Annotated in this window: 18 protein-coding genes; 7 read left to right on the top strand and 11 right to left on the bottom strand. The window is 61.3% G+C overall.

The features are described from left to right. The first annotated feature begins 19 nt into the window (after positions 1–19). Positions 20–538, top strand: a complete 519-nt coding sequence (gene yjgA / locus AC0T4W_RS03590) for a ribosome biogenesis factor YjgA (protein WP_304868319.1) — start codon at positions 20–22, stop codon at positions 536–538. Between the two features lie 206 nt (positions 539–744). Here yjgA and tldD read toward each other — a convergent pair whose 3' ends face one another. The 8 genes from tldD to mreB form a co-directional block, all read right to left on the bottom strand. Then, positions 745–2,202 (bottom strand): metalloprotease TldD, encoded by a 1,458-nt coding sequence (tldD, locus tag AC0T4W_RS03585; protein ID WP_476316226.1) that lies wholly within the window; start codon positions 2,200–2,202, stop codon positions 745–747. Further along, positions 2,199–3,068 (bottom strand): carbon-nitrogen hydrolase family protein, encoded by an 870-nt coding sequence (locus AC0T4W_RS03580; protein WP_476316223.1) that lies wholly within the window; start codon positions 3,066–3,068, stop codon positions 2,199–2,201. Before AC0T4W_RS03580 ends, tldD begins: the two co-directional genes overlap by 4 nt. 85 nt (positions 3,069–3,153) lie before the next feature. Continuing rightward, positions 3,154–6,987: a YhdP family protein gene (locus AC0T4W_RS03575; RefSeq protein WP_476316220.1), complete on the bottom strand. Its 3,834-nt coding sequence runs from the start codon at positions 6,985–6,987 to the stop codon at positions 3,154–3,156. Between the two features lie 31 nt (positions 6,988–7,018). Then, positions 7,019–8,476 carry a ribonuclease G gene (gene rng / locus AC0T4W_RS03570; RefSeq protein ID WP_476316217.1) on the bottom strand — a complete coding sequence of 486 codons (1,458 nt, stop codon included), beginning with the start codon at positions 8,474–8,476 and terminating at the stop codon, positions 7,019–7,021. Positions 8,477–8,707: 231 nt separating this feature from the next. After that, positions 8,708–9,328 (bottom strand): Maf family protein, encoded by a 621-nt coding sequence (locus tag AC0T4W_RS03565; protein WP_476316214.1) that lies wholly within the window; start codon positions 9,326–9,328, stop codon positions 8,708–8,710. Positions 9,329–9,373: 45 nt separating this feature from the next. Next, positions 9,374–9,859 carry a rod shape-determining protein MreD gene (mreD, locus tag AC0T4W_RS03560; RefSeq protein WP_476316211.1) on the bottom strand — a complete coding sequence of 162 codons (486 nt, stop codon included), beginning with the start codon at positions 9,857–9,859 and terminating at the stop codon, positions 9,374–9,376. Continuing rightward, complete coding sequence (mreC, locus tag AC0T4W_RS03555; protein WP_476316208.1) at positions 9,859–10,773, bottom strand: rod shape-determining protein MreC; 915 nt, start codon at positions 10,771–10,773, stop codon at positions 9,859–9,861. The genes mreD and mreC overlap by 1 nt, the downstream gene beginning before the upstream one ends. Positions 10,774–10,898: 125 nt before the next feature. Beyond that, entirely contained in the window at positions 10,899–11,936 is a 1,038-nt protein-coding gene (gene mreB / locus AC0T4W_RS03550) for a rod shape-determining protein MreB (RefSeq protein WP_090255536.1), read from the bottom strand. Between the two features lie 266 nt (positions 11,937–12,202). Here mreB and gatC point away from each other — a divergent pair, with 266 nt between their 5' ends. The 4 genes from gatC to AC0T4W_RS03530 all read left to right on the top strand — a co-directional run bounded on the left by gatC (position 12,203) and on the right by AC0T4W_RS03530 (position 16,864). Beyond that, positions 12,203–12,490, top strand: coding sequence for an Asp-tRNA(Asn)/Glu-tRNA(Gln) amidotransferase subunit GatC (gene gatC, locus AC0T4W_RS03545; protein ID WP_160089142.1), 288 nt, complete (start codon positions 12,203–12,205; stop codon positions 12,488–12,490). Positions 12,491–12,505: 15 nt separating this feature from the next. Continuing rightward, positions 12,506–13,957 carry an Asp-tRNA(Asn)/Glu-tRNA(Gln) amidotransferase subunit GatA gene (gatA, locus tag AC0T4W_RS03540; protein ID WP_476316203.1) on the top strand — a complete coding sequence of 484 codons (1,452 nt, stop codon included), beginning with the start codon at positions 12,506–12,508 and terminating at the stop codon, positions 13,955–13,957. 11 nt (positions 13,958–13,968) lie between these two features. Further along, on the top strand, positions 13,969–15,417 hold the full coding sequence (gene gatB, locus AC0T4W_RS03535) for an Asp-tRNA(Asn)/Glu-tRNA(Gln) amidotransferase subunit GatB (protein WP_476316200.1): 1,449 nt from the start codon (positions 13,969–13,971) through the stop codon (positions 15,415–15,417). A 349-nt stretch (positions 15,418–15,766) separates the two neighbouring features. Further along, positions 15,767–16,864, top strand: a complete 1,098-nt coding sequence (locus AC0T4W_RS03530; protein ID WP_476316197.1) for a calcium/sodium antiporter — start codon at positions 15,767–15,769, stop codon at positions 16,862–16,864. A gap of 162 nt (positions 16,865–17,026) precedes the next feature. On the opposite strand, the gene AC0T4W_RS03525 is transcribed toward AC0T4W_RS03530, so the two are convergent. The 3 genes from AC0T4W_RS03525 to AC0T4W_RS03515 form a co-directional block, all read right to left on the bottom strand. Further along, positions 17,027–17,968 (bottom strand): AEC family transporter, encoded by a 942-nt coding sequence (locus AC0T4W_RS03525; protein ID WP_476316194.1) that lies wholly within the window; start codon positions 17,966–17,968, stop codon positions 17,027–17,029. Positions 17,969–18,122: 154 nt separating this feature from the next. Continuing rightward, the gene (locus AC0T4W_RS03520) at positions 18,123–18,683 is read right to left on the bottom strand and encodes a response regulator transcription factor (RefSeq protein WP_476316191.1); all 561 of its coding nucleotides are present in this window, start codon (positions 18,681–18,683) and stop codon (positions 18,123–18,125) included. A gap of 104 nt (positions 18,684–18,787) precedes the next feature. Beyond that, entirely contained in the window at positions 18,788–20,041 is a 1,254-nt protein-coding gene (locus AC0T4W_RS03515) for an ATP-binding protein (RefSeq protein WP_476316188.1), read from the bottom strand. A gap of 393 nt (positions 20,042–20,434) precedes the next feature. Between AC0T4W_RS03515 and AC0T4W_RS03510 the strand changes: the two genes are divergently transcribed. Both AC0T4W_RS03510 and AC0T4W_RS03505 read left to right on the top strand, forming a co-directional pair. Further along, entirely contained in the window at positions 20,435–21,148 is a 714-nt protein-coding gene (locus AC0T4W_RS03510; protein ID WP_476316185.1) for an SIMPL domain-containing protein, read from the top strand. A gap of 222 nt (positions 21,149–21,370) precedes the next feature. After that, positions 21,371–22,969, top strand: a complete 1,599-nt coding sequence (locus AC0T4W_RS03505; RefSeq protein ID WP_476316182.1) for an ABC transporter substrate-binding protein — start codon at positions 21,371–21,373, stop codon at positions 22,967–22,969. The last annotated feature ends 190 nt before the right edge of the window (positions 22,970–23,159 follow it).

Below are 23,159 nucleotides of genomic sequence, written 5' to 3'. Positions count from 1 at the left end.
TTTCCACTGGACCGCCACCATGTCTGAATACCTTGACGACTTCTCCGGCGAGAAGAGCAAAACCCAGGTCAAGCGCGAGTTTCATGCGCTACAAGATCTGGGGCAACGCCTGACTACCCTGAAACTCGACCTGCTGAACAAGCTGCCGCTGACCGACGAGCTGCGCCGCGCGCTGGCCGAAGCGCCCAAGCACACTGCCAATGCCGCGAAGAAGCGCCATGTGCAGTTTATCGGCCGCTTGATGCGCGACCAGGACATCCCCGCCATCCTGACCCTGCTCGACCAACTGGATGCCTCCACCCGCCAGTACAACGAACGCTTTCATAACCTGGAGCGCTGGCGTGACCGTTTGCTCAACGGCGACGACGACACCCTGGAAAAGTTTGTCGGCGAATACCCCGACGCCGACCGCCAGCACCTGCGCCAGCTGATCCGTCAGGGCCAGCACGAACTGGCGCAGAACAAAGCACCGGCCGCTTCACGCAAAATCTTCAAATACATCCGCGAGCTGGATGAAACCCAGCGCGGCTTGCGCTAGGCCTCTCAGCCATGATGGGTTACGCCTTCGGCTAACCCATCCTACGTCCTTGCAGACCGTAGGTTGGGTTGAGCTGGCGAAGCCCAACATTGCCATCTCGGACAACCACAACGTATACACGCGAGACCGCCGAGCGGAGCGCTACGCGCTCCATGTTGGGCTTCGTCGCATGCTCCTCAACCCAACCTACGACCGTGTAGCAGCCGTCAGCCTCCCGTTCCACCCACCGTAATCGCATCAATCTTCAGCGTCGGCTGGCCAACGCCCACCGGCACTGACTGACCGTCCTTACCACAGGTACCGACGCCGCTGTCCAGCGCCAGGTCGTTACCAACCATCGACACCTTGCTCATGGCTTCCGGGCCATTGCCGATTAGGGTCGCGCCTTTGACCGGCGCGGTGATCTTGCCGTCCTCGATCAGGTAGGCCTCGCTGGTGGAAAACACGAACTTACCACTGGTGATATCCACCTGACCGCCGCCGAGGTTGGCGCAGTAGATGCCCTTCTTCACCGAACGGATAATTTCTTCCGGATCACTCTCGCCAGCCAGCATGTAGGTGTTGGTCATGCGCGGCATCGGCAGGTGCGCGTAGGACTCACGGCGACCATTACCGGTGCAGGCCACGCCCATCAGGCGGGCATTCAACTTGTCCTGCATATAGCCCTTGAGCACGCCGTTTTCGATCAGCGTGGTGCACTGGGTCTGCGTGCCTTCGTCGTCCATGCTCAAGGAGCCGCGACGTTCGGCCAGGGTGCCGTCATCGACGATGGTGCACAGGCTCGACGCCACCTTTTCGCCAATCTTGCCGCTGTAGGCCGAACTGCCCTTGCGGTTGAAGTCGCCTTCCAGGCCATGGCCAACGGCTTCGTGCAACAGCACGCCGGACCAGCCTGCGCCCATCACCACCGGCATAGTGCCAGCCGGCGCCGGAATCGCTTCGAGGTTAACCAGCGCCTGGCGCAGGGCCTCACGGGCATAGCCCATGGCGCGCTCTTCGTTATTGCTGGTCTGCTCAAGGAAGTAGCGGTAATCGGTACGACCGCCGCCACCATGGCCGCCGCGCTCACGGCGACCGTTCTGCTCGACGATCACGCTGACGTTAAAGCGCACCAGCGGGCGGATATCCGCGCCCAGGCTGCCGTCGTTGGCGGCAACTAGAATGCGATCCCAAACGCCAGCCAGGCTGACCGACACCTGTTTGATGCGTGGATCAAGGGCGCGGGTGGCGACATCGATGCGTTTGAGCAACTCGACCTTTTCCGCACGGCCCATTACATCCAGCGGATTGTCCTGGGCGTACAGCGGCTTGACCAGCGGGCTGCTGAACGCTTGCACGCGGCCATTCTGCCCGGCGCGGGCAATCGAGCGGGCTGCGCGGGCGGCCTGGCTCAGGGCATCCGCAGTGATCGCATTGCTGTAGGCAAAACCGGTTTTCTCGCCGGACTGGGCACGCACGCCGACGCCTTGATCGAGGTTGAAGCTGCCCTCCTTGACGATGCCATCCTCCAGCGCCCAGGTTTCCGACACCTGGCTCTGAAAATACAGGTCGGCCGCATCGATTCCCGGCCCGGCCAGATCAGCCAGCACCGCCGGCAGATGCTCAATGGTCAAACCGCCCGGCCCCAGCAGATGCTCGCTAACGGATACCAACATAGTGTTCATTGCTCAATCTCGTTTATGACTGTTGCACCTGGCAGCCGTGGTTCGGCTGCCGCAAAAAATCGTTTATGCCGCGCCACCGGCATGCGCTGACGGATCGCCGCCTGCTCGGCTGTATCACGCTCGGCCAGCAGCACGCCTGGCCCCTGCGGCAGCTCGGCCAGCACACTCCCCCAAGGGTCAACAAGCGCCGAATGGCCGAAAGTCTCGCGCCCACCTGGATGGGTGCCGCCCTGCCCGGCCGCCAGCACATAGCACTGGGTTTCGATGGCCCGCGCGCGGGTGAGTACCTGCCAATGCGCTGCGCCGGTAACCGCAGTAAAGGCCGCCGGCACGCTGATCAACTCGGCGCCCGCAGCACGTAACGCGCTATAGAGTTCGGGGAAGCGCAGGTCATAACAAACCGTCATGCCTAAGCGGCCAACCGGGGTATCAGCCACCACCACCTGGCTGCCGAAGGCGTAATCATCAGACTCGCGGTAGCGGCCGTGGCTGTCGCTGACATCTACATCGAACAGGTGCAGCTTGTCATAACGCGCCACCCGCTGGCCGGTATTATCGATCAGCAGCGAGCAAGCGTGAGCCTTGGCGTCGGGCTGGCCATCCGGCGGCAGGGGTATGGTGCCAGCGACTATCCACAGGCCCAGATCGCGGGCGGTCTGTTGTAACCAGGGCAGAATCGGCCCCTCGCCCAACGCTTCGGCACGCCCCAACGCGGCCTGGTCACGTCGGCCCATGGCGGCGAAGTTTTCCGGCAACACCGCCAACCGCACACCTTGCGCGGCGGCCTGTTCGAGCAACTGCCGAGCCTGCGCCAGATTGGCCAGGACATCGGCCTGGCTGACCATTTGGATGACTGCGAAAGTCATGACTGCCTTATCTCGCTATAGGTATCAGGCTTCAGCTTACAAGCCATACCGGCTGACTGCACGGCTGCATATCCACCGCGCGGGTTTACTGGGGCTTCTCGAAGGGTTTGTCGAAACTGATATCCGGGTTCTGCCAGGCGCCTGTAACGTCGTACTGCACACTGGCAAAGCGCGCCACGCGGTCGCCCAGCAGCTTATCGGCGATAAACAGCGCACCACCGATGGCTGGCGCACCAACGATCAGCGCGGCCAAAGGTAGGTTGTTGGTCACCGGCAAGGTCACCAATAACTTGGCGTCAATCCGATCATTGGCCATATCCAGGGTGCCATTAAGCTCCAGATTGCTCGATGGCCCGGTAAGGGTGATCGGCTCGCGGGTAACAAATACGCCGTTATCGGCCACCAGCAGTCCCTTGACCCGGTCATAGCTCAGGCCTTTGCCGAGCAGGTCGGAAAAGTCCAGGCGTAGGCGCCGGCCAATCGAGTTGAAATTCAGCAGGCCGAATACCCGCAACGCCGACGCCGGACCTTCGACTTCGGAGAACTTCCCTTTGCGCAGGGAAGCATCCAGCGAACCGCTAAAGCGTTTCATGCTGAACCAGGCCGGCGAACCGGGCCAGTTACCGTCCACATCCATATGAAAGTCGCGGCTGCTGGCAGTGGGTGCAAAGCCCCAGGCGATCAGCACATCGGCCAGATCAGCGCCGCCCATACGCCCGTCATAACGCGTTCGTGTGCCATTCGCGCTCTTTAGCCAGGTGGCCCGGCCCGCAATTTTCAAGCCTTTGAGGTTGAGATCAAGCTCGCTGAACTGCACACCGGCGCTAACCGGGCGCGCCTTGAGCGACCAGCTGCCTAGCGGCTCGATACCCTGATAAACCTCAGCAATACGCACATCCAACGCTGGGAAGCTACTCGGATCGACGCTTGCCAGTGGGTCGGGCGCATCCACCACGGGTTCGTCTTTAACCTTGAGTTCTGCCGCCGGGAAGCGCAGGTAATCGAGGGTCAGGGCAATCGGCACTCTGGCGGCATCCGGCAAACCGACTTGGCCTTTCAGCTGCGGGCTGTCGAGACTGACCGCCCAGGTGGCTGCATCGCGTTTCACCGCCACTTCCAACGCATCCAGATTGATGCCAAAACCCGTGAAGCGGCCAATCCGCAGCTGGGCATCCTTGAACAGCCGCTGCGCATCATCAACCGGTACGCTGGCATAAGGCTGCAACACCTGCTGCCAGGCCGACCAATCCAACTCCACCACCCGCCCGCGCAGGCGCAAGCCCTGGCTGGTGGGTAGGCGAGCCGGGCCATCGGCCAGGCGTATCTCACCGCGCCCTTGGTTGAACTGCCCCGGGCTCGCGGCAAAGGTCAAGCTCAGCAAATCAGCGTAATCCAGCCAGTAGCGTTGTTCACGCCCGCCCAGGGTCATGCGCCACTGCGTCGCGCGTTCTTCGGCTGCGGTTTTGCCGAACGGTGACGGCAGCGCCACCGTCGCGCCTTTAAGGGTGGAGCTTACGCGCAGCTGACTGTCGGCGCCGTCCAGGGTCAGATTAAGGCTATACGGCAGATTGCCGCTGACAGGCAGCGGCTGAGTCACGCCCAGCCAGGTGCTCAGCTCCTTGACGGCGATCTGCCCGCTGGCCTCGATACGGCTGCGTGCTTTACCGCGCGCGCCCTCGGCCATAGCCTTGGCACGCACCGCATGACCCAGCACCTGGGCACGAATATCCGGGGCACTCAGGCCGCTGGCGGTGTTGTAACGAAAGGCGCCCTGCAACTGGCTGAACTGCAACGGCGGAGTGGGCAGGCTGAGTTGCGCGCCTTGCGTGGCGAAATCCACCACCACTTCTGGGGCCAGGCCTTTGCGCAGCGGCAGGTCGAGCTTGAGCTTGCCGGCCAAGGCCCCTGCGCCCGTCCAGCCGGCAAAGGTCTCTGCGGTGCCAATTGGCGCCTGCTGCAGGATATGCAGGGCATCATCGACATTGCTGCTCAGGTCACTGGTCAGCAACAGGCGTGGCGGCTGACCTGGCAATGCAGTCGCGATCTGCGCCTGGGCGTTGCTCACGTGGCTATCGAGGATGCGCCCTTGCGCCAGTTCGACCCGCACACCCGTGTCCTCGATCAAGACCCGCCCACGACCCTCGCGCAGCGCCGGCCAGCCGGGCTGAAAGGCCAGCTCGGCATCATGTACGGCGAAGAACAGGCTGATACTGCGCGCAGTCTGCTCCGCGCCCTTGTTCAGCGAGCCCTGGTACTGGAAGTAGCCCTCGTCGACCACGCCACCCCGGATGGCGCTTTTCAGCCAGGCATCCAGCTCGGGGCTCAGGCCCGGAGATCGGCTGGGCAGGTATTTCTCGGTAAAGCGCGCGTCGCCGTTACGCAGACCAACGCGCAGGTCCATGTAGTCTTCCTGCGCCGGGTCAAAACGCAGGCGAATCAGGAAATCACCCGCAACCGGGCCTTCTTCCCCCACCACCTGCAGATACGGACTGCGCAGGGTGAACGCCTGCTCATCAATCTGCCAGGTCAGCAGGGCGTTGGCTTTCTGGTAGAGCCAGGGTTTGGGGAACAGGGTGTCCAGATGCAGGGAAAAGTTTTCGCTGTCGAGGCGCAACTCACCCTGACCGAGATCACCGCTGATGCTGCCGCTGACGTTTTCCGCAGCCGGTGAGCCGAGGTACGCGGCAAAGCCGACACGCTCCAGATTGGCCGAGAACTGCAGGCGTTTGCTGTCGGTCAGTTGCGGGCGGTAATCAAGCTGAATATTGCGCAACGCGCCATGGGGTTTGAGCTGCTCAAGCAGCGCCATGCCTTTGTCCGGTAATGGCGCAAGCCCCGCCACCAGCGGCTGCAGCGGCGCCAGGTCGAGTCGGTCGCTACTCAGTAACCACTGCTCCTCGACCTCTGCGCTTTCCGCCTGCTGGGTCAGCGCCAGGCGCACTTCGCCCCAACGCTTGTCATCACGACTGAAGGCCAGGTCATCGAGCAACAGCTTGAAGCCCTGCGCAGTGCGGGTGAAATAGGCGTTCAGCGCCAGGTTGTTCAGCGCCACCGACTCGCGCTTGGCGTAACCGGCCTTGAACTGCGGCACATGCAGACGACTAACAGCGCGCTGCACGCCGCCTTTGGCCCAGCTCAGCCAGACTTCACCGCCCAGTTGCAACTGCTCAAGCCGCCACTCGGCCAACATGTTGGCTGGCACCCAGGCCGCCCAATCGCTCTGCGGCAGACTCAGGTACAGCTCGGCTTCGGCGTCTTTCCAGTGTTTGGCGTTTATGCGCGTGCGCAACTGCAGGGCCAGCGGCTGGCCATCGGGCAACAGCAGGCGGCCCTCCAGACGCTGGCGCGCACTGCCGTTGCGCAAGGTGAGGTTTACATAAGTCAGGGTGCGGGTCGGCTGATCGAAGGCCTGCACGGTGACCTGACTGTTGAACAATGACAGGCGCTTGACCATCTGCGCTTGCGTCAGCAACTGGGTCAGGTCCAGCGGCGCCGGATCGCGGCGTTGCGCCAAGCCCTTGATCGACCAGGCGCCGTCTTCCCCCTGTTGCACCATCAGGTGCACGCCATCGAGCTCAAGCCGGGCGATGCGCAGCTGACGCGCCAACAGGCTGGCCAGCACATCCGGCACCACGCGCACCTGATCCAGCTGCAAGGCCCCAGTGCCCTCACCCACTACCACGTCATGAGCGGTCAACACTGGCGAGAAGCCTTGCCAGAGACCTTCCAGCGCACCGATCTGCACCGGCATGGCCAGCGCTTCACGGGCTTTGTCTTCTGCTTCCAGGCGGTACTCAGCGACCAGCGGCACCAGCTCGCGGCCAAGGCTGACGTACAGCGCCGCCAATACCAGCGCCAAGGCGCACAGCCCCAGCGCCGTTCGCAGCAGCAGGGCGGTCCAACGCGTCAACGCCGCCATTCAGTTCACGCCCAGGTGGTAAACGCGCATATCAGAGCAGCACCACATCGTATTGCTCCTGGGAATACATGGTCTCGACCTGAAACTTGATGGTGCGACCGATAAAGGCTTCAAGATCGGCGACATTGCCCGACTCTTCATCAAGCAAGCGGTCGACGACTTTCTGATTGGCCAGCACGCGATAGCCTTCCGGCTGATAAGCCCGTGCCTCACGCAGGATCTCGCGGAAGATTTCGTAGCAGGTGGTTTCCGCCGTCTTCAGCTTGCCGCGCCCCTGGCAGCAACTGCAGGGCTCGCACAGCACCTGCTCAAGGCTTTCGCGGGTGCGTTTGCGGGTCATCTGCACCAGGCCCAGTTCGGTGATGCCGATAATGTTGGTCTTGGCGTGGTCACGCTCCAGCTGCTTCTCCAGGGTGCGCAGCACCTGACGCTGGTGTTCTTCGTCTTCCATGTCGATAAAGTCGATGATGATGATCCCGCCCAAATTGCGCAGGCGCAGCTGGCGGGCAATCGCCGTGGCCGCTTCCAGATTGGTCTTGAAGATGGTTTCTTCCAGCGTGCGGTGGCCGACGAAGGCGCCGGTATTCACATCGATGGTGCTCATCGCCTCGGCCGGATCAATGATCAGATAGCCGCCGGACTTGAGCGGGACCTTGCGCTCCAGCGCCTTCTGGATTTCATCTTCGACGCCATACAGGTCAAAGATCGGCCGCTCACCGGGATAGTGCTCCAGGCGGTCGGCGATTTCCGGCATCAGCTCATCGACGAACTGGGTGATCTTGCCGAAGGTCTCGCGCGAGTCGACGCGGATCTTCTCGATCTTCGGGTTAACCAGATCACGCAGGGTGCGCAACGCCAGGGATAGATCCTCATAGATCACCAGCGGCGTGGGGCCGACCTTCATCTGTGTGGCGATCTGCTCCCACAGGCGGCGCAGGTAACGGATGTCGGCGAGAATTTCATCGGCGCCAGCGCCATCGGCGGCGGTGCGCAGGATAAAACCACCGGCTTCTTCGATGCCTTCGGCGGCCACGCAATCGGCCACCACCTGCTTGAGGCGTTCGCGCTCGGCTTCGTCTTCGATCTTCAACGAGATGCCGACGTGAGCCGTGCGCGGCATATACACCAGGTAACGCGAGGGGATCGACAGCTGGGTGGTCAGACGCGCACCTTTGCTGCCAATCGGGTCCTTGGTGACCTGCACCACCAGGCTCTGGCCTTCATGCACCAAGGCGCTGATGCTTTCCACGGCTGGGCCTTCGCGACTGGAGATTTCTGCGGCATGAATAAACGCCGCACGCTCCAGGCCAATATCAATAAAGGCCGCCTGCATGCCGGGCAGCACGCGCACCACCTTGCCTTTGTAGATATTGCCGACGATGCCACGCTTCTGCGTGCGCTCGACGTGCACTTCCTGCAGTACGCCGTTTTCCACCACCGCCACGCGCGATTCCATCGGCGTGATATTAATCAGGATCTCTTCACTCATGCGCTTATCTCTTCTGAGAACCTGTTCATGATCTGCTGCGCGTCGGCCCTGCGGCGTTAAAAACAGGCTCGGAATGCTCATGTACAACAGTACACTCCGCTTCCTCGCCCGCTTTGACCAGCCGGAGGCTGTTACTAACGTAGCGCCTTGCAGGACTCTAGCTCGCGAAATCGTGAACTGGTTCTGCGGCAAGGCTTAAAGCCCAGGGACTGCGCCGATAAAGGCCGTCACTCACCCGCGACCCGCAACCTCTTGACTGTGAGCTGGCAGCGACTGCCAGCACGGAATAGCAAATTCTGCGAGCAACGCGGCAGTCTCACACAACGGTAACCCCACCACCGCCGAATAACTGCCGTGCAACTGGCTGACAAACACCGCCGCCAGGCCCTGGATACCGTAACACCCGGCCTTGTCCTGCGGTTCGCCGCTGGCCCAGTAGGCCTCGATTTCTGTCTGCGTTAAGGCGCGGAAGGTGACCTGACTTGTGACCACTCGCGACTCCAGCCGTTCACGGCTGACCAGCGCCACTGCCGTCAGCACTTGGTGGGTGCGCCCGGACAGAGCATTCAGGGTCGCCAACGCATCGTCACGGTCTACAGGCTTACCGAGAATCCGCCCATCGAGCACCACAGCGGTATCGGCGCCAAGCACCACGGCACCCGCAGTATCGGCTAATGCGGCCAACCCAGCCTGCGCTTTGGCGCGAGCCAGGCGCTCTACATAGGCGATTGGCGACTCGCCTGGCAATGCATTTTCATCAATTGGGGCGATTTGCGTGAGGAAAGGCACAGCAATTTGCGTCAGCAGTTCGCGGCGACGCGGCGACCCGGAGGCAAGATAGAGGGTGGCCATGCTGACTTCTCCCTGTCGGATAAACGCAAGGCCGAGCGGCCTTGCTTAATTGACGCCTAAGCGCTGATGCAGCCCGCGCAGCAGGGTGCAGACCCAAGGCCAGAGCAAGGCACTGACCAGCGCCGGCAAGACAAAGGTCAGGGTTGGCGGGCGGCTGCCGGTCAGGGCGTTCAGCCACAGCTGCACCAGCTGCGCCAAACCAAACACCACCAGCAGCACCGTGCTTTGCTGCCACATGGGAAACATGCGTAAACGCTGATGCAGGGTCAGCACCAGAAAGGTGATCAGGGTCAGGATCAGCGCATTCTGGCCGAGTAAGGTGCCATTCAGCACATCGGCCAACAAGCCGATGGCCCAGGCCGTGGTCATGCCCACGCGATGCGGCAAGGCCAGCACCCAGTAGGTCAGAAACAGCGCCAGCCATAGCGGCCGGCCCAGCTCCATAAACTTGGGCATGCTCGACACGCTGAGCAGCAACGCCAGAGCGAACGTCAGCCAAACTACCCAGATATTGTTTGAACGTGCGGCCATTATTGCGCTGCCTCCGGCGGATTGGCGGACGCTGCTGGGGCGTCGGCCGCAGGTTGCGCCTGCTGCTGAATTTCACGGTCCAGGGCTTCCTGCGCCTGCGCCGACTCGGTGGCGCGCTGCTCTGGCGTACGCGGGTCGGTAAACACCAGCAGCATATAGCGGCTGCGGTTCAGCGTGGCGGTGGGTACCGCACGGACAATCGCGAAGGGTTGACCGGAGTCATGGATCACTTCACTGACCATGGCCACTGGATAACCGGCCGGGAAACGCTGACCAAGACCGGAGCTAACCAACAAATCGCCTTCCTTGATATCCGCCGTGTCGGCGACATGGCGCAACTCCAAGCGCTCCGGGTTACCGGTGCCGCTGGCGATGGCGCGCAGGCCATTGCGATTGACCTGCACGGGAATGCTGTGGGTGGTGTCCGTCAACAGCAACACGCGCGAGGTGTAGGGCATAACCTCGACTACCTGGCCCATCAGGCCGCGCGCATCGAGCACCGGCTGACCCAGGACCACGCCATCCTTCTCACCTTTATCGATCAGAATGCGATGAGTAAAGGGATTGGGGTCGATACCAATCAGCTCGGTGGCCAGCACCTCATCGTCGACCAGGGCAGACGAGTTGAGCAACTCGCGCAGGCGCACGTTCTGCTCGGTGAGGGCGGCGAGCTTCTGCAGGCGGCGCTGCATCATTAACTGCTCAGCCTTGAGCTTTTCGTTCTCGGCGGTCAGCTCATTGCGCGAGCTCAGCTCCTGAGTCGCGCTCTCCCATACCCGCACCGGCAAACGGCCGGCCCAAAAGACTGGCTCAACAATCAGGCCCAGCTGGGCGCGCAGCGGCTTCAACAGGGTGAGGCGCGCATCGACCACCATCAACGCAGCCGACAGCACGGTGAACACCAGCAGGCGCACACCCAGCGAAGGACCTTTGGCAAATAGCGGTTTGATCGGCAGCTCCTCACAGCGTCAGGCAGCAAAAACAAAAGCTGCAAGCGGGCTTAACCCGGCTTGCAGCTCAAGACTTGGAGCGGTGGCGCTTATTCCGAGGACAGCAGGTCCATGGTGTGGCGATCCATCATCTCCAGAGCCTTGCCACCACCGCGTGCAACGCAGGTCAGCGGGTCTTCGGCGACGATCACCGGCAGGCCGGTTTCCTGCGACAGCAGTTTGTCCAGATCACGCAGCAGTGCGCCACCACCGGTGAGCACCAGGCCACGCTCGGCAATGTCGGAAGCCAGTTCTGGCGGCGATTGTTCCAGCGCGCTTTTCACCGCCTGGACGATGGTCGCCAGGGATTCCTGCAGCGCTTCGAGCACTTCATTGGAATTCAGGGTGAAGCTGCGCGGTACGCCTTCGGCCAGATTGCGGCCACGTACGTCGACTTCACGCAGTTCGCCACCGGCGTAGGCGGTGCCGATTTCCTGCTTGATGCGCTCAGCGGTGGATTCACCGATCAGCGAACCGTAGTTACGCCGCACGTAGGTAATGATCGCTTCATCAAAACGGTCGCCGCCGACGCGCACAGACTCTGCGTAAACCACACCATTAAGGGAGATCAGGGCGATTTCAGTGGTCCCCCCCCCGATATCGACGACCATCGAACCGCGGGCTTCTTCAACCGGCAGGCCGGCGCCGATGGCAGCGGCCATGGGTTCTTCGATCAGGAACACTTCGCGGGCACCGGCACCGAGGGCCGATTCACGGATGGCGCGGCGCTCTACCTGAGTCGACTTGCACGGTACGCAGATCAGTACGCGGGGCGAGGGCTGCAGGAAGCTGTTTTCGTGAACTTTGTTGATGAAGTACTGCAGCATCTTCTCGCAGACGCTGAAGTCGGCGATCACGCCGTCTTTCATCGGACGGATAGCAGCAATGTTACCGGGGGTACGGCCGAGCATGCGCTTGGCTTCAGTTCCGACCGCCACCACGCTCTTCTGGTTGCCATGGGTGCGAATAGCGACGACCGACGGCTCGTTCAGGACGATGCCGCGTTCGCGAACATAAATCAGGGTATTGGCAGTGCCCAGGTCAATCGACAGATCGCTGGAAAACATGCCACGCAGTTTTTTGAACATGGGATAGGGACCCTAGGCAACGCGTGGGTAAAGACGAAGCGCGGTAAAGGCGCTGCTAAAAAGTGCGGCAAACTCTAACAACGGCAGGGATTTTGAGCAAGGCACCAATATGTTAGATTGCCGGCTTTTCCGGGCTTTAAGGCCCATCATCGCGGCCTTTGCCCGCCACCTGTCACGATCTGCTCCCTGCGCACCTGTGCATGGCGACCCGTTTACATTTCCAAAGGCGGCCAACAAATGCGCTGCTTTATATAGGGAGAAACCTGATGGCGCTTGAACGCTCCGACGTGGAGAAAATCGCTCACCTGGCCCGACTGGGCCTGAATGAAGCCGATATTCCGGGTACCACCGAAACCCTTAACAACATTCTCGGCCTGATTGACCAGATGCAGGCGGTCAATACCGACGGCATCGAGCCGCTGGCCCACCCGCTGGAAGCCACTCAACGCCTGCGCGCCGACCAGGTTACCGAACGCAACCAGCGCGAGGCCTACCAGGCCATCGCCCCGGCCGTGGAAAACGGCCTGTATCTGGTTCCGAAAGTCATCGAGTAAGGGAAAAGCCACCTCATGCATCAATTGACTCTGGCCGAGATCGCCCGCGGACTCGCCGACAAAAAGTTTTCCGCTGAAGAGCTGACCCGCAACCTGTTGGCGCGCATCGCCCAACTCGGCCCGCAGCTCAACAGCTTTATCACCGTCACCGAGGAACTTGCGCTGGAGCAAGCCAAAGCGGCAGACGCCCGCCGCGCCGCTGGCGAGAGCGGCGCCCTGCTCGGGGCGCCGATTGGCCATAAGGACCTGTTCTGCACCCAGGATGTGCTGACTAGTTGCGGCTCGAAGATTCTCACCGGTTTCAAAGCGCCGTATAACGCCACTGTGGTCGAGAAACTCACCAGCGCTGGCGCCGTGACCCTGGGCAAGCTGAATATGGACGAATTCGCCATGGGTTCGGCCAACGAATCCAGCCATTACGGCGCGGTGAAAAACCCCTGGGACCTGACCCGCGTACCCGGCGGTTCTTCCGGTGGTTCCGCTGCTGCTGTGGCCGCACGCCTGCTGCCTGCCGCTACCGGCACCGACACTGGCGGCTCGATTCGCCAGCCGGCGGCGCTGACCAACCTTACCGGGATCAAGCCGACCTACGGCCGAGTCTCGCGCTGGGGCATGATCGCCTATGCCTCCAGCCTCGATCAGGGCGGCCCCCTGGCGCGTACTGCAGAAGACTGCGCGCTGATGCTGCAGGCCATGGCTGGTTTCGATACCAAGGACTCGACCAGCGTCGATCAGCCGGTGGACGACTACCTCGCCGCCCTGAGCCAGCCGCTGAGCGGCCTGCGTATCGGCCTGCCGAAGGAATACTTCGGCGCCGGCCTGGATGCACGTATCGGCGAGAAGGTCATGGCCGTGGTCGATGAGCTGAAAAAGCTCGGCGCCAGCGTCAAGGACATCAGCCTGCCCAATATGCAGCACGCGATTCCCGCCTACTACGTGATCGCTCCGGCAGAAGCCAGCAGCAACCTGTCGCGCTTCGACGGCGTGCGCTTCGGCTATCGCTGCGAAAACCCGGTGAATCTGGAAGACCTGTACAAGCGCTCCCGTGGCGAAGGCTTTGGCGCGGAAGTGAAGCGCCGCATTATGGTCGGCACCTACGCGCTGTCCGCCGGCTACTACGACGCTTACTACCTCAAGGCACAAAAGATCCGCCGGCTGATCAAGAACGACTTTGTCGCTGCGTTCAATGACGTCGACGTGATCCTCGGCCCCACCACGCCGAACCTGGCCTGGAAACTCGGCGAGAAGAACAACGATCCGGTCGCCGCCTACCTGGAAGACATCTACACCATCACCGCTAACCTCGCCGGCATCCCCGGCCTGTCGATGCCTGCCGGCTTCGTCGATGGTTTGCCGGTAGGTGTGCAACTGCTTGGCAACTATTTCCAGGAAGGCCGCCTGCTCAACGTCGCCCACCAGTACCAACAGGTTACTGACTGGCATAAACAAGCACCGAGCGGATTCTGAGGACGACTGATATGCAATGGGAAACCGTAATCGGGCTGGAGATTCATGCCCAGCTCAGCACCCAATCGAAGATTTTTTCCGCCAGCGCCATCGCCTTTGGTGCCGAGCCCAACACCCAGGCCAGCCTGGTTGACCTCGGCATGCCTGGCACATTACCGGTACTGAACGCCGAAGCCGTGCGCATGGCCTGCAAGTTCGGCCTGGCGATTGACGCCGAAATCGCCGGCAAGAACATCTTTGCCCGCAAGAACTACTTCTACCCGGACCTGCCGAAGGGTTACCAGACCAGCCAGATGGACCACCCCATCGTTGGCAAGGGCTTCCTCGACATCACCCTGGAAGACGGCACGCAGAAGCGCATCGGTATCACCCGCGCCCACCTGGAAGAAGACGCCGGCAAAAGCCTGCACGAAGACTTCCAGGGTATGAGCGGCATCGACCTCAACCGCGCTGGCACCCCGCTGCTGGAGATCGTGTCCGAGCCGGACATTCGCTCGGCCAAGGAAGCGGTGGCCTACGTCAAAGCCATCCATGCTCTGGTGCGCTATCTGGGCATCTGCGACGGCAATATGGCCGAAGGCTCGCTGCGCTGCGACTGCAACGTCTCGGTACGCCCGAAAGGCCAGGCCGAGTTCGGCACCCGCGCCGAGATCAAGAACGTCAACTCGTTCCGCTTTATCGAAAAAGCCATCAACCATGAAGTGCAGCGGCAGATCGAGCTGATCGAAGACGGCGGCAAGGTGGTGCAGGAAACTCGCCTGTACGACCCCAACAAGGACCAAACGCGCTCCATGCGCAGCAAGGAAGAAGCCAACGACTACCGTTACTTCCCCTGCCCGGACCTGTTGCCGGTGGTGATCGAGCAGAGCTTCCTCGATGAAATCCGCGCCAGTCTGCCGGAGTTGCCGGTCGAGAAACGCGCGCGCTTTGAGGCCGAATTTGGCCTGAGCGCCTACGACGCCGACGTGCTGGCCGCCAGCCGCGAACTGGCCAACTACTTCGAAGCAGTCAACGCCGTATGTGGCGACGCCAAGCTGGCGGCCAACTGGGTGATGGGCGAGCTGTCCAGCCTGCTCAACAAGGACAACCTGGAAATCGAGCAGTCGCCGGTTAGCGCCGAGCAGTTGGGCGGGATGATCCTGCGCATCAAGGACAACACCATCAGCGGCAAGATCGCCAAGATGGTCTTTGAAGCCCTGGCCGCTGGCGAAGGCGCGACGGCCGATGAAGTGATCGAGAAGAAAGGCCTTAAGCAGGTCACCGACTCCGGCGCTATCGAAGCCATGCTCGATGAAGTGCTGGCCGCCAACGCCGAGCAGGTCGAGCAGTACCGCGCCAGCGATGAAGCCAAGCGCGGTAAGATGTTCGGCTTCTTTGTCGGTCAGGCCATGAAGGCTTCGAAAGGCAAGGCCAACCCCGGCCAAGTGAACGAACTGCTGAAGAAAAAGCTCGAAGGCTGAACCTTCAAATAGCAGCTATTCGACGCCGGGCTTGCCCGGCGTTCGTCTATTCAGGAAGAACTACGAATACCTACTCGTAGCCCAGACAGGTAACCGACCTACGCAACGATAAGGCTGTAGCAGTGTGTATCAACGCCCGCGCCCCACGCCAGAAAGCACATCATCGACCGCTCGCGAAAAGCCGTCGGGCAACTGGATATGCTGTGCAACGGCGTGACGCCGGCGCGCGAGCAACAACTGACGGACTGAACACAGCTGTTTACAAAGAAGTCCTAGACAACCCGGCTCAGCCTCTGGCGTAACGCACACCGATGATTAAACTAGCGCCACTTTTATGGAGCCCCATGCAATGACCATGATGACTTACGTTTACCTGATCGCCGGCCTAGTGCTGCTGGTTGCCGGCGCCGAAGTGCTGGTACGCGGCGCAGCCAAACTGGCGGCGCAATTCGGTATTCCGCCGCTGATCATCGGCCTGACCGTGGTGGCATTCGGCACCAGCGCACCGGAAACGGCCGTCAGCGTGCAAGCAGCCTTCAATAACAGCGGCGACCTGGCGATTGGCAACGTGATCGGCAGCAATATCGCCAACGTGCTGCTGATTCTGGGCCTGACCGCAGTGGTTGCACCGCTGATAGTCTCGCGCCAGCTGATCCGCCTCGATGTACCGATCATGATCGGCGCCAGCCTGGTGGTCTACGCCCTGGCCTGGGATGGCAGCCTCAGCCGTCTCGACGGCGCACTGCTGTTTGCCGGCGTGCTTGCCTACACCAGCTTCCTGATCATCAGCTCGCGCCGCGACAAGGCCGCCAACGAGGATGACGAGTTTGCCAAGGAGTTCGGTCTCAATGAGCCCGCCAAACCCTACGCATGGGCGATCAATCTGGGGTTGATCATTGTCGGCCTGGTATTGCTGGTCAGCGGTTCCAACTTCCTCGTCGAAGGTGCCACTACCCTGGCCCGTGCGCTTGGCTTGTCGGAGCTGGTAATTGGCCTGACGGTCGTCGCCATCGGCACCTCGCTGCCGGAGCTGGCTACCTCGATCATGGCCGCCATCAAGGGCGAGCGCGATATCGCCGTGGGCAATATCGTCGGCAGCAACATCTTCAACCTGCTCTGCGTACTGGGTCTGGCCTCAATGGTCTCGCCGCAAGCCATCAATGTGGCCGCCAACGCCCTGGCCTTCGACTTCCCGGTGATGATCGCCGTGGCCGTGGCCTGCCTGCCGATCTTCTTCGCCGGTTACCGCATCAACCGCTGGGAAGGCCTGCTGTTCCTCGCCTACTACGTGGCCTACACGGTCTACCTGGTACTGTCGTCGACCGGCCGTCCGTTCGCTGAAGTCTTTGGTGACGCCATGCTCGGCTACGCCCTGCCACTGACCGCCGTGACCCTGGTGATCATCGCCGGCCGCGCCTGGCACAAGCAGCGTGGCCAAGAGGTTTAGCCATAAGCGATAGCCACGAGCCGGGCCTGAAAGTACGCCGCGAAGTGATGGGCGCTATCTTTGTCGACCGCGCCCTGGGGCGGCGCATGGACCCGCAAAGGGCTGGATCGCAGTAAAATCAACAGCCGGGCACTGCTCGGCTTTTTTATGCGCGCTGCATATCTAAATCCAACCGCCCCACTGCAACAGCAGCAAGCCGAGGTTGGTGGTGATCACCGCCGCCAGGGTGGTGATCACGATGATTGCCGCCGCCAGCTCGTGGTTGGCGCCCACCGCGCGGGCCATCACGAAGCTGGCCGCCGCCGTGGGGCTGGCGAAATACAGGAAGAGGATTGCCAAATCGGCATCGCGAAAGCCCCACCACCAGGCGCCGAGGGTGGCCAGTAGTGGCAACCAGAACACCTTGAGCAGACTGGAGCTCAGGGCCGCCCCGCTGCTCGCGCGCAGTGAGGCCAGGGTCAAGGTGCCGCCGATACAAATCAGCGCCAACGGCAGGCTCATCTTGGCAAAGTATTCACCGGAGACCAGCAGCCACTCGGGCAGAGGTATCTGCCACCAGGCAAAGGGAATGGCCACCAGCACGCCGATAATTAGCGGGTTGCTGAGGATGTTCTTGGTCAGACTCCAGACATCGGTCTTGGCTTGTGGGCTGTAGATCGCCAGAACAATCGCCGACAGGGTGTTGTAACTCAGAATCACCACGCCACCCAGGACCGCACCGACCGACAGGCCATAGTCGCCATACATACTGGTGGCCAGGGCCAGGCCGATAATGCCGTTATTGCCACGAAAGGCACCCTGGGTATAGACCCCGCGATCCTCCTGCGGGCAGCGCCACAGCGACCAAGCCCAGGCCAACAGAAAGCAGGCGATGGTGGCCAGCAGAAAATATAGCAACATCTCCGGCTGCAGAGCGCGGCTCAGGTCAGCCTTGATAATGCCGAGAAACAGCAGAGTGGGCAGCGTGCCGCGAAACACCAGCGCCGACGCGGTATTGATAAAGGCCGCATCAATCAGCCCCAGGCGCTTGAGCGCCACGCCGAGAAACAGCATGGAGAACACCGGGGCGGTAACGCTGATGGTTTGCTGAACAACGGCGAGCATGACAACCCCTGATCACTTAGATAGGGGGCTAATGATAGCAAGGCTGCACAGCGGAAAGCTTTCAGCAGCCTTTCACTCGGAAAAAACGCCGGGAGCGCTTTTTAAGACGGCCCGCAGGGTGGCCGCCATGGATGGCAGGCCATAAAATCAGCCGCTAGCGGCGTACAGGGCGCTTCTGCAATTTGCGCTGCAAGGTGCGCCGGTGCATACCCAGAGCGCGGGCGGTGGCGGAGATATTGCCTTCATGCTCGCTGAGCACGCGCTGGATATGCTCCCACTGCAGGCGGTCCACCGACATTGGGTTTTCCGGCACCAGGGTTTCCAGGTCGGCATGCTGGGTCAGCAGCGCCGCCAGCACATCGTCTGCATCGGCCGGTTTGCACAGGTAGTTGCAGGCGCCGCGTTTGATCGCCTCCACCGCAGTGGCAATGCTCGAATAACCGGTGAGGATCACCACACGCATTTCGGCATCCAGTTCCAGCAGTTTGGGCAGCAGCACCAGACCGGAGTCGCCTTCCATCTTCAGATCAACCACGGCGTAATCCGGCAAATCCTGCTCGGCCAGGGCCAAACCTTCCTCGGCGGAACCGGCGGTGGACACGCGCAGGCCCCGGCGGCTCATGGCGCGGGCCATAACGCGGGTAAAGGTCGGATCATCATCGACCAACAGCAGGTGCGGTTGTTCTTCACCTTCGAACAGCAGTTCGTCACTCATACTCAATTGCTCCTAACGGGCATGTCGCCCTCATCCGCCGCTGCGCGCCACCTTCTCCCGTAGGGAGAAGGACATAAGGATGGTGTCGCCATGCGACATTCACATCAAGCCCGGCCATAGGCACGCGGCAACTTCAGCTCGGTGAGCGTGCCGCCTTCTTCGTGGTTATACAGCTTAACCGTGCCGCCGGCACGGGTGACGCTGGCCTGACTGAGGAATAACCCCAGACCGAAACCCTTGCCCTTGGTGGTGAAAAATGGCCGCCCCAGTTGCTCGGCAATCGCCAGCGGCACACCCGCACCAAAGTCGCGGATGCTCAGGCGCAGCCACTGGTGATCCCAATCCAGGCGAATATCCAGCTTGTCCGGGCAGGCATCGGCGGCGTTGTTCAGCAGGTTGAGCAGGGCCTGGGTCAGGTCGGCCGGCGGCATCATCCGCGGCGGGGCGCCACGGCCCAGGCATTGATAGCGATAGCTCGCCTCCGGGCGCATCAGGTGCCAGCGATTAAGCGTGGTTTCCAGCCACTCGACTGACGACAGCTCGATCACCGCCTGACGGCGATCCGCCTCGGCAGCGCGTACCAGATGTTGCAGAGTTTCCTTGCACAGCTTGACCTGCTCCTGCAGCACCGCTAGGTCTTCCTGCAGGGTCGGCTCCTGGTGCTCGCGGCGCAACTCCTTGATCAGCACACTCATGGTCGCCAGCGGCGTGCCCAACTCATGTGCAGCACCCGCCGCCTGGGTCGCTACGGCGAGCAGTTGCTGATCGCGCAGACCTTCCTCACGGCGCTCAGCGCGCAGCTCTTCCTGATGACGCAGCTCTTCGGCCATCTTCGCCACGAAGAAGGTAATCAGCCCAGCGGCCAGGGCGAAACTCAGCCACATACCGTAGATCAGCAGGCTTTCCCGTGGCCCCGTAGGCAGCTCCAGCGGGTGCGACCAGACCAGCAGAAAGGTGTAACCGCCCAGCGCCAGGCCAGACAGGGTGATGGTGTAGAGCCAGGGCAAGATGGCCGCCGCGATGGTCAGCGGTACCAGGTAATAGGAGACGAAGGGGTTGGTCGAACCGCCCGAGTAGTACAACAGCAAGCTGTGGATGATCAGGTCGCAACCCAGCTGCACCGCATATTCCTGCTCGGTCACCGGCCACGGCCCGCGCAGGCGCAACGCGGTAAGCAGGCACAGCACCAGGGAAATACCGAGGGTGATGCTCAGTTCCAGCCAAGGCAGCGGCAGCGCGCCCGACTTGTAGGCCAGGCCCACAGAACCGGCCTGCGCGGCCAGCACCAGAATGCGGATCAGGGTCAGGCGCCAGAGGTTTTGCCGGCTCGCCGACAGTAGCTGCACAGGTGCGAGCATGGCTTCTCCAAAATGCTCCAAGATGCTCAATTAGCGAGCCGCAGGAGTATAACCAAGCCTCTGCGCGCCTCACTGCGGCAACACGCCGCAGCCGCTGGAACTCCGCCCACAAAGGCTATGCATCCATCGCGTGTTGTATGCAATCGGTAGGTTGGTGCTGAGCGCAGCGAAGCCCAACAGCCGTTGGCATATGGTATAGATCGTTGGGCTTCGTCGCTGCGCTCCTCAACCCAACCTACGGTTAATCGCCTTGCGACATGTAATAAAGGACAAAGTCATTCACAAACCAGATAAAAAATCTGGAACCGGATTTAACCCGTTTAGTCTGATCACTACGTCTACCCTCTGGAAAGCCGCGCATAGCCCATGCGCCCATCACAAAAAGGAATCGTCATGCTGCCATTGTCCCGCCTCGCCGCCGCCCTGCTGCTGAGCACCACCACCCTGTTGAGCGCCACGGCCATGGCCGAAGAAGCGCGCTACAACCAAGTCGCGCTACGCGCCGAGGTCAATCAGGAAATCGCCCACGACCTGATGCACGTCACCCTCTACAGCGAAGCCCAGGACAGCGACCCGGCCGCCCTCGCCGCGCAGATCAGCAAGACCCTCAACGCCAGCATCGCCCAGGCGCGCAAGGTCGAGGGCGTCAGCGTCGCCTCCGGCAGCCGTAACAGCTACCCGGTGTACGATGAAAAGGGCCAGAAAATCACCGCCTGGCGCGAGCGCGCTGAACTGCGCCTGGAAAGCGCCGACTTCAGCGCGCTGTCCAAGCTCACCGGGGAAATGCTGCAAACCCTGAAAATGGGTGGGATGAACTTCAGCATCGCCTCAGACACCCGCAAGACCCACGAAGACGCCCTGCTCAAGGACGCCGTGGCAGCCTTCAAGGCCCGCGCGCAACTGGCCACCGAAGCTCTCGGCGGCAATGGTTACAAGCTGGTCAGCCTGAGCCTCAACACCGGCGGCTTCCAGCCACCGATGCCGATGCGCATGGAGGCCATGAAAGGCGCGGCGATGATGGATGCGGCAGTGACTCCGGAGATCGAGGCCGGCACCAGCCAGGTCAATATCAATGCCGATGGTGTGATCGAAGTGCAGATGCCGTAAAAACTGCTACAAACAGAAGCAGCGCCGTTATCCGACGATAGCGGCGCTTTGCCATGTTTTATCCGCGCTTTTATAGAAATGCGACACCACGTACAGCTGCGTCGTCATTCCTGTTCTCTGCGCGACATGCCACTTGTCTACGGCATACGCCCTGCATAGTTTCGCCTAAGGTCTCCACAAGAGGCCCCTCAGGATCACAACCACAATAAACATGAGGTCACTATGCGTAAGAACGCCGTCATCCAGGCTTTACTCGCCGCTGGGCTGATCGCCAGCACGCCACTTGCCAGCGCCGCCGGCAACCTGGTGTTCTGCTCAGAAGGCAGCCCCGCCGGGTTCGACCCTGGCCTGTACACCACCGGCACCGATTTCGATGCCGCTGCGGAAACCGTCTTCAACCGCCTGAGCCAGTTCGAGCGTGGCGGCACCGCCGTAATCCCCGGTTTGGCCGAGAAATGGGACATCAGCGAAGACGGTCTGAGCTACACCTTTCACCTGCGGCCCAAGGTGAAATTCCACACCACCGAATACTTCACACCGAGCCGCGACTTCAACGCCGATGATGTGCTGTTCACCTTCCAGCGCATGCTCAACAAGGACCACCCGTTCCGCAAAGCCTACCCGACGGAGTTCCCCTACTTCACCGACATGGGCATGGACGCGAATATCGCCAAAATTGAAAAACTCGACGACATGACCGTCAAGTTCACCCTCAACGAAGTCGACGCCGCCTTTATCCAGAACCTGGCGATGAGCTTTGCCTCGATCCAGTCTGCCGAATACGCGGGTAATCTGCTCAAGACCGGCAAGGCCGCCGACATCAACCAGAAGCCCATCGGCACCGGCCCGTTCGTGTTCAGCCGCTATCAGAAGGATGCGCAGATCCGCTTCAAGGGCAACAAGGAGTACTGGCAACCGGATGAAGTGAAGATCGACAACCTGATCTTCGCCATCAACACCGATGCCTCAGTGCGCATGCAGAAGCTCAAGGCCGGCGAATGCCAGGTATCGGTCTACCCACGCCCGGCTGACCTGGAATCGCTCAAGCAGGAAGCCAAACTGCAGATGCCCGACCAGGCCGGTTTCAACGTCGGCTACATCGCCTACAACACCGAGCACAAACCCTTCGACAAACTTGAAGTGCGTCAGGCCATGGACATGGCAGTGAACAAGCAGGCCATCATCAAGGCGGTCTACCAGGGCGCCGGCCAGCTGGCGGTCAATGGCATGCCACCGACCCAGTGGTCCTATAACGAAAGCATCAAGGATGCCGACTACAACCCGGAAAAAGCCAAGGCGCTGCTCAAGGCTGCCGGCATCAAAGAAGGGACCGAGGTAACCCTGTGGGCCATGCCGGTACAGCGCCCTTACAACCCCAACGCCAAGCTGATGGCCGAAATGCTGCAAAACGACTGGGCCAAGATCGGTATCAAGGCCAAGATCGTCAGCTACGAATGGGGCGAGTACAACAAGCGTGCTAAGGCCGGCGAGCACGACATCCTGCTGATCGGCTGGACCGGCGACAACGGCGACCCCGACAACTGGCTGGGCGTGCTCTATGGCTGCGACTCGATCGGCGGCAATAACTACGGTCGCTGGTGCGACGCGCAATACGACAAGCTGATCAAACAGGCCAAAACCATCAACGATAAGGATCAACGCAGCGCCCTGTACCAGCAGGCGCAGCAGATCCTCAAGGCGCAGGTGCCGATCACCCCGGTCGCCCACTCCACGGTCTACCAACCGATGAGCAAGGCGGTGAAGGACTTCAAGATCAGCCCCTTCGGCCTCAACTCCTTCTATGGCGTTAGCGTCGAGTAACCGGTAACTGGGCATTAAGACGAAAAACGGCGGCCGCATGGCCGCCGTTTTATTTACTGCAACTACCCGCTTGCGTAATTGCATTGCACTTGACTACCCATTTGCATTGCCGATGACCAGTCAATTGCATTCGTGCTGACCAAACGTTTGCATTCGACTGGACCAGCGCACGGCGTATTGACGACAGACA

The sequence above is a fragment of the Pseudomonas sp. C7.1 genome (genome assembly GCF_056312395.1).
This window is presented reverse-complemented; position numbering and strand designations above follow the sequence as displayed.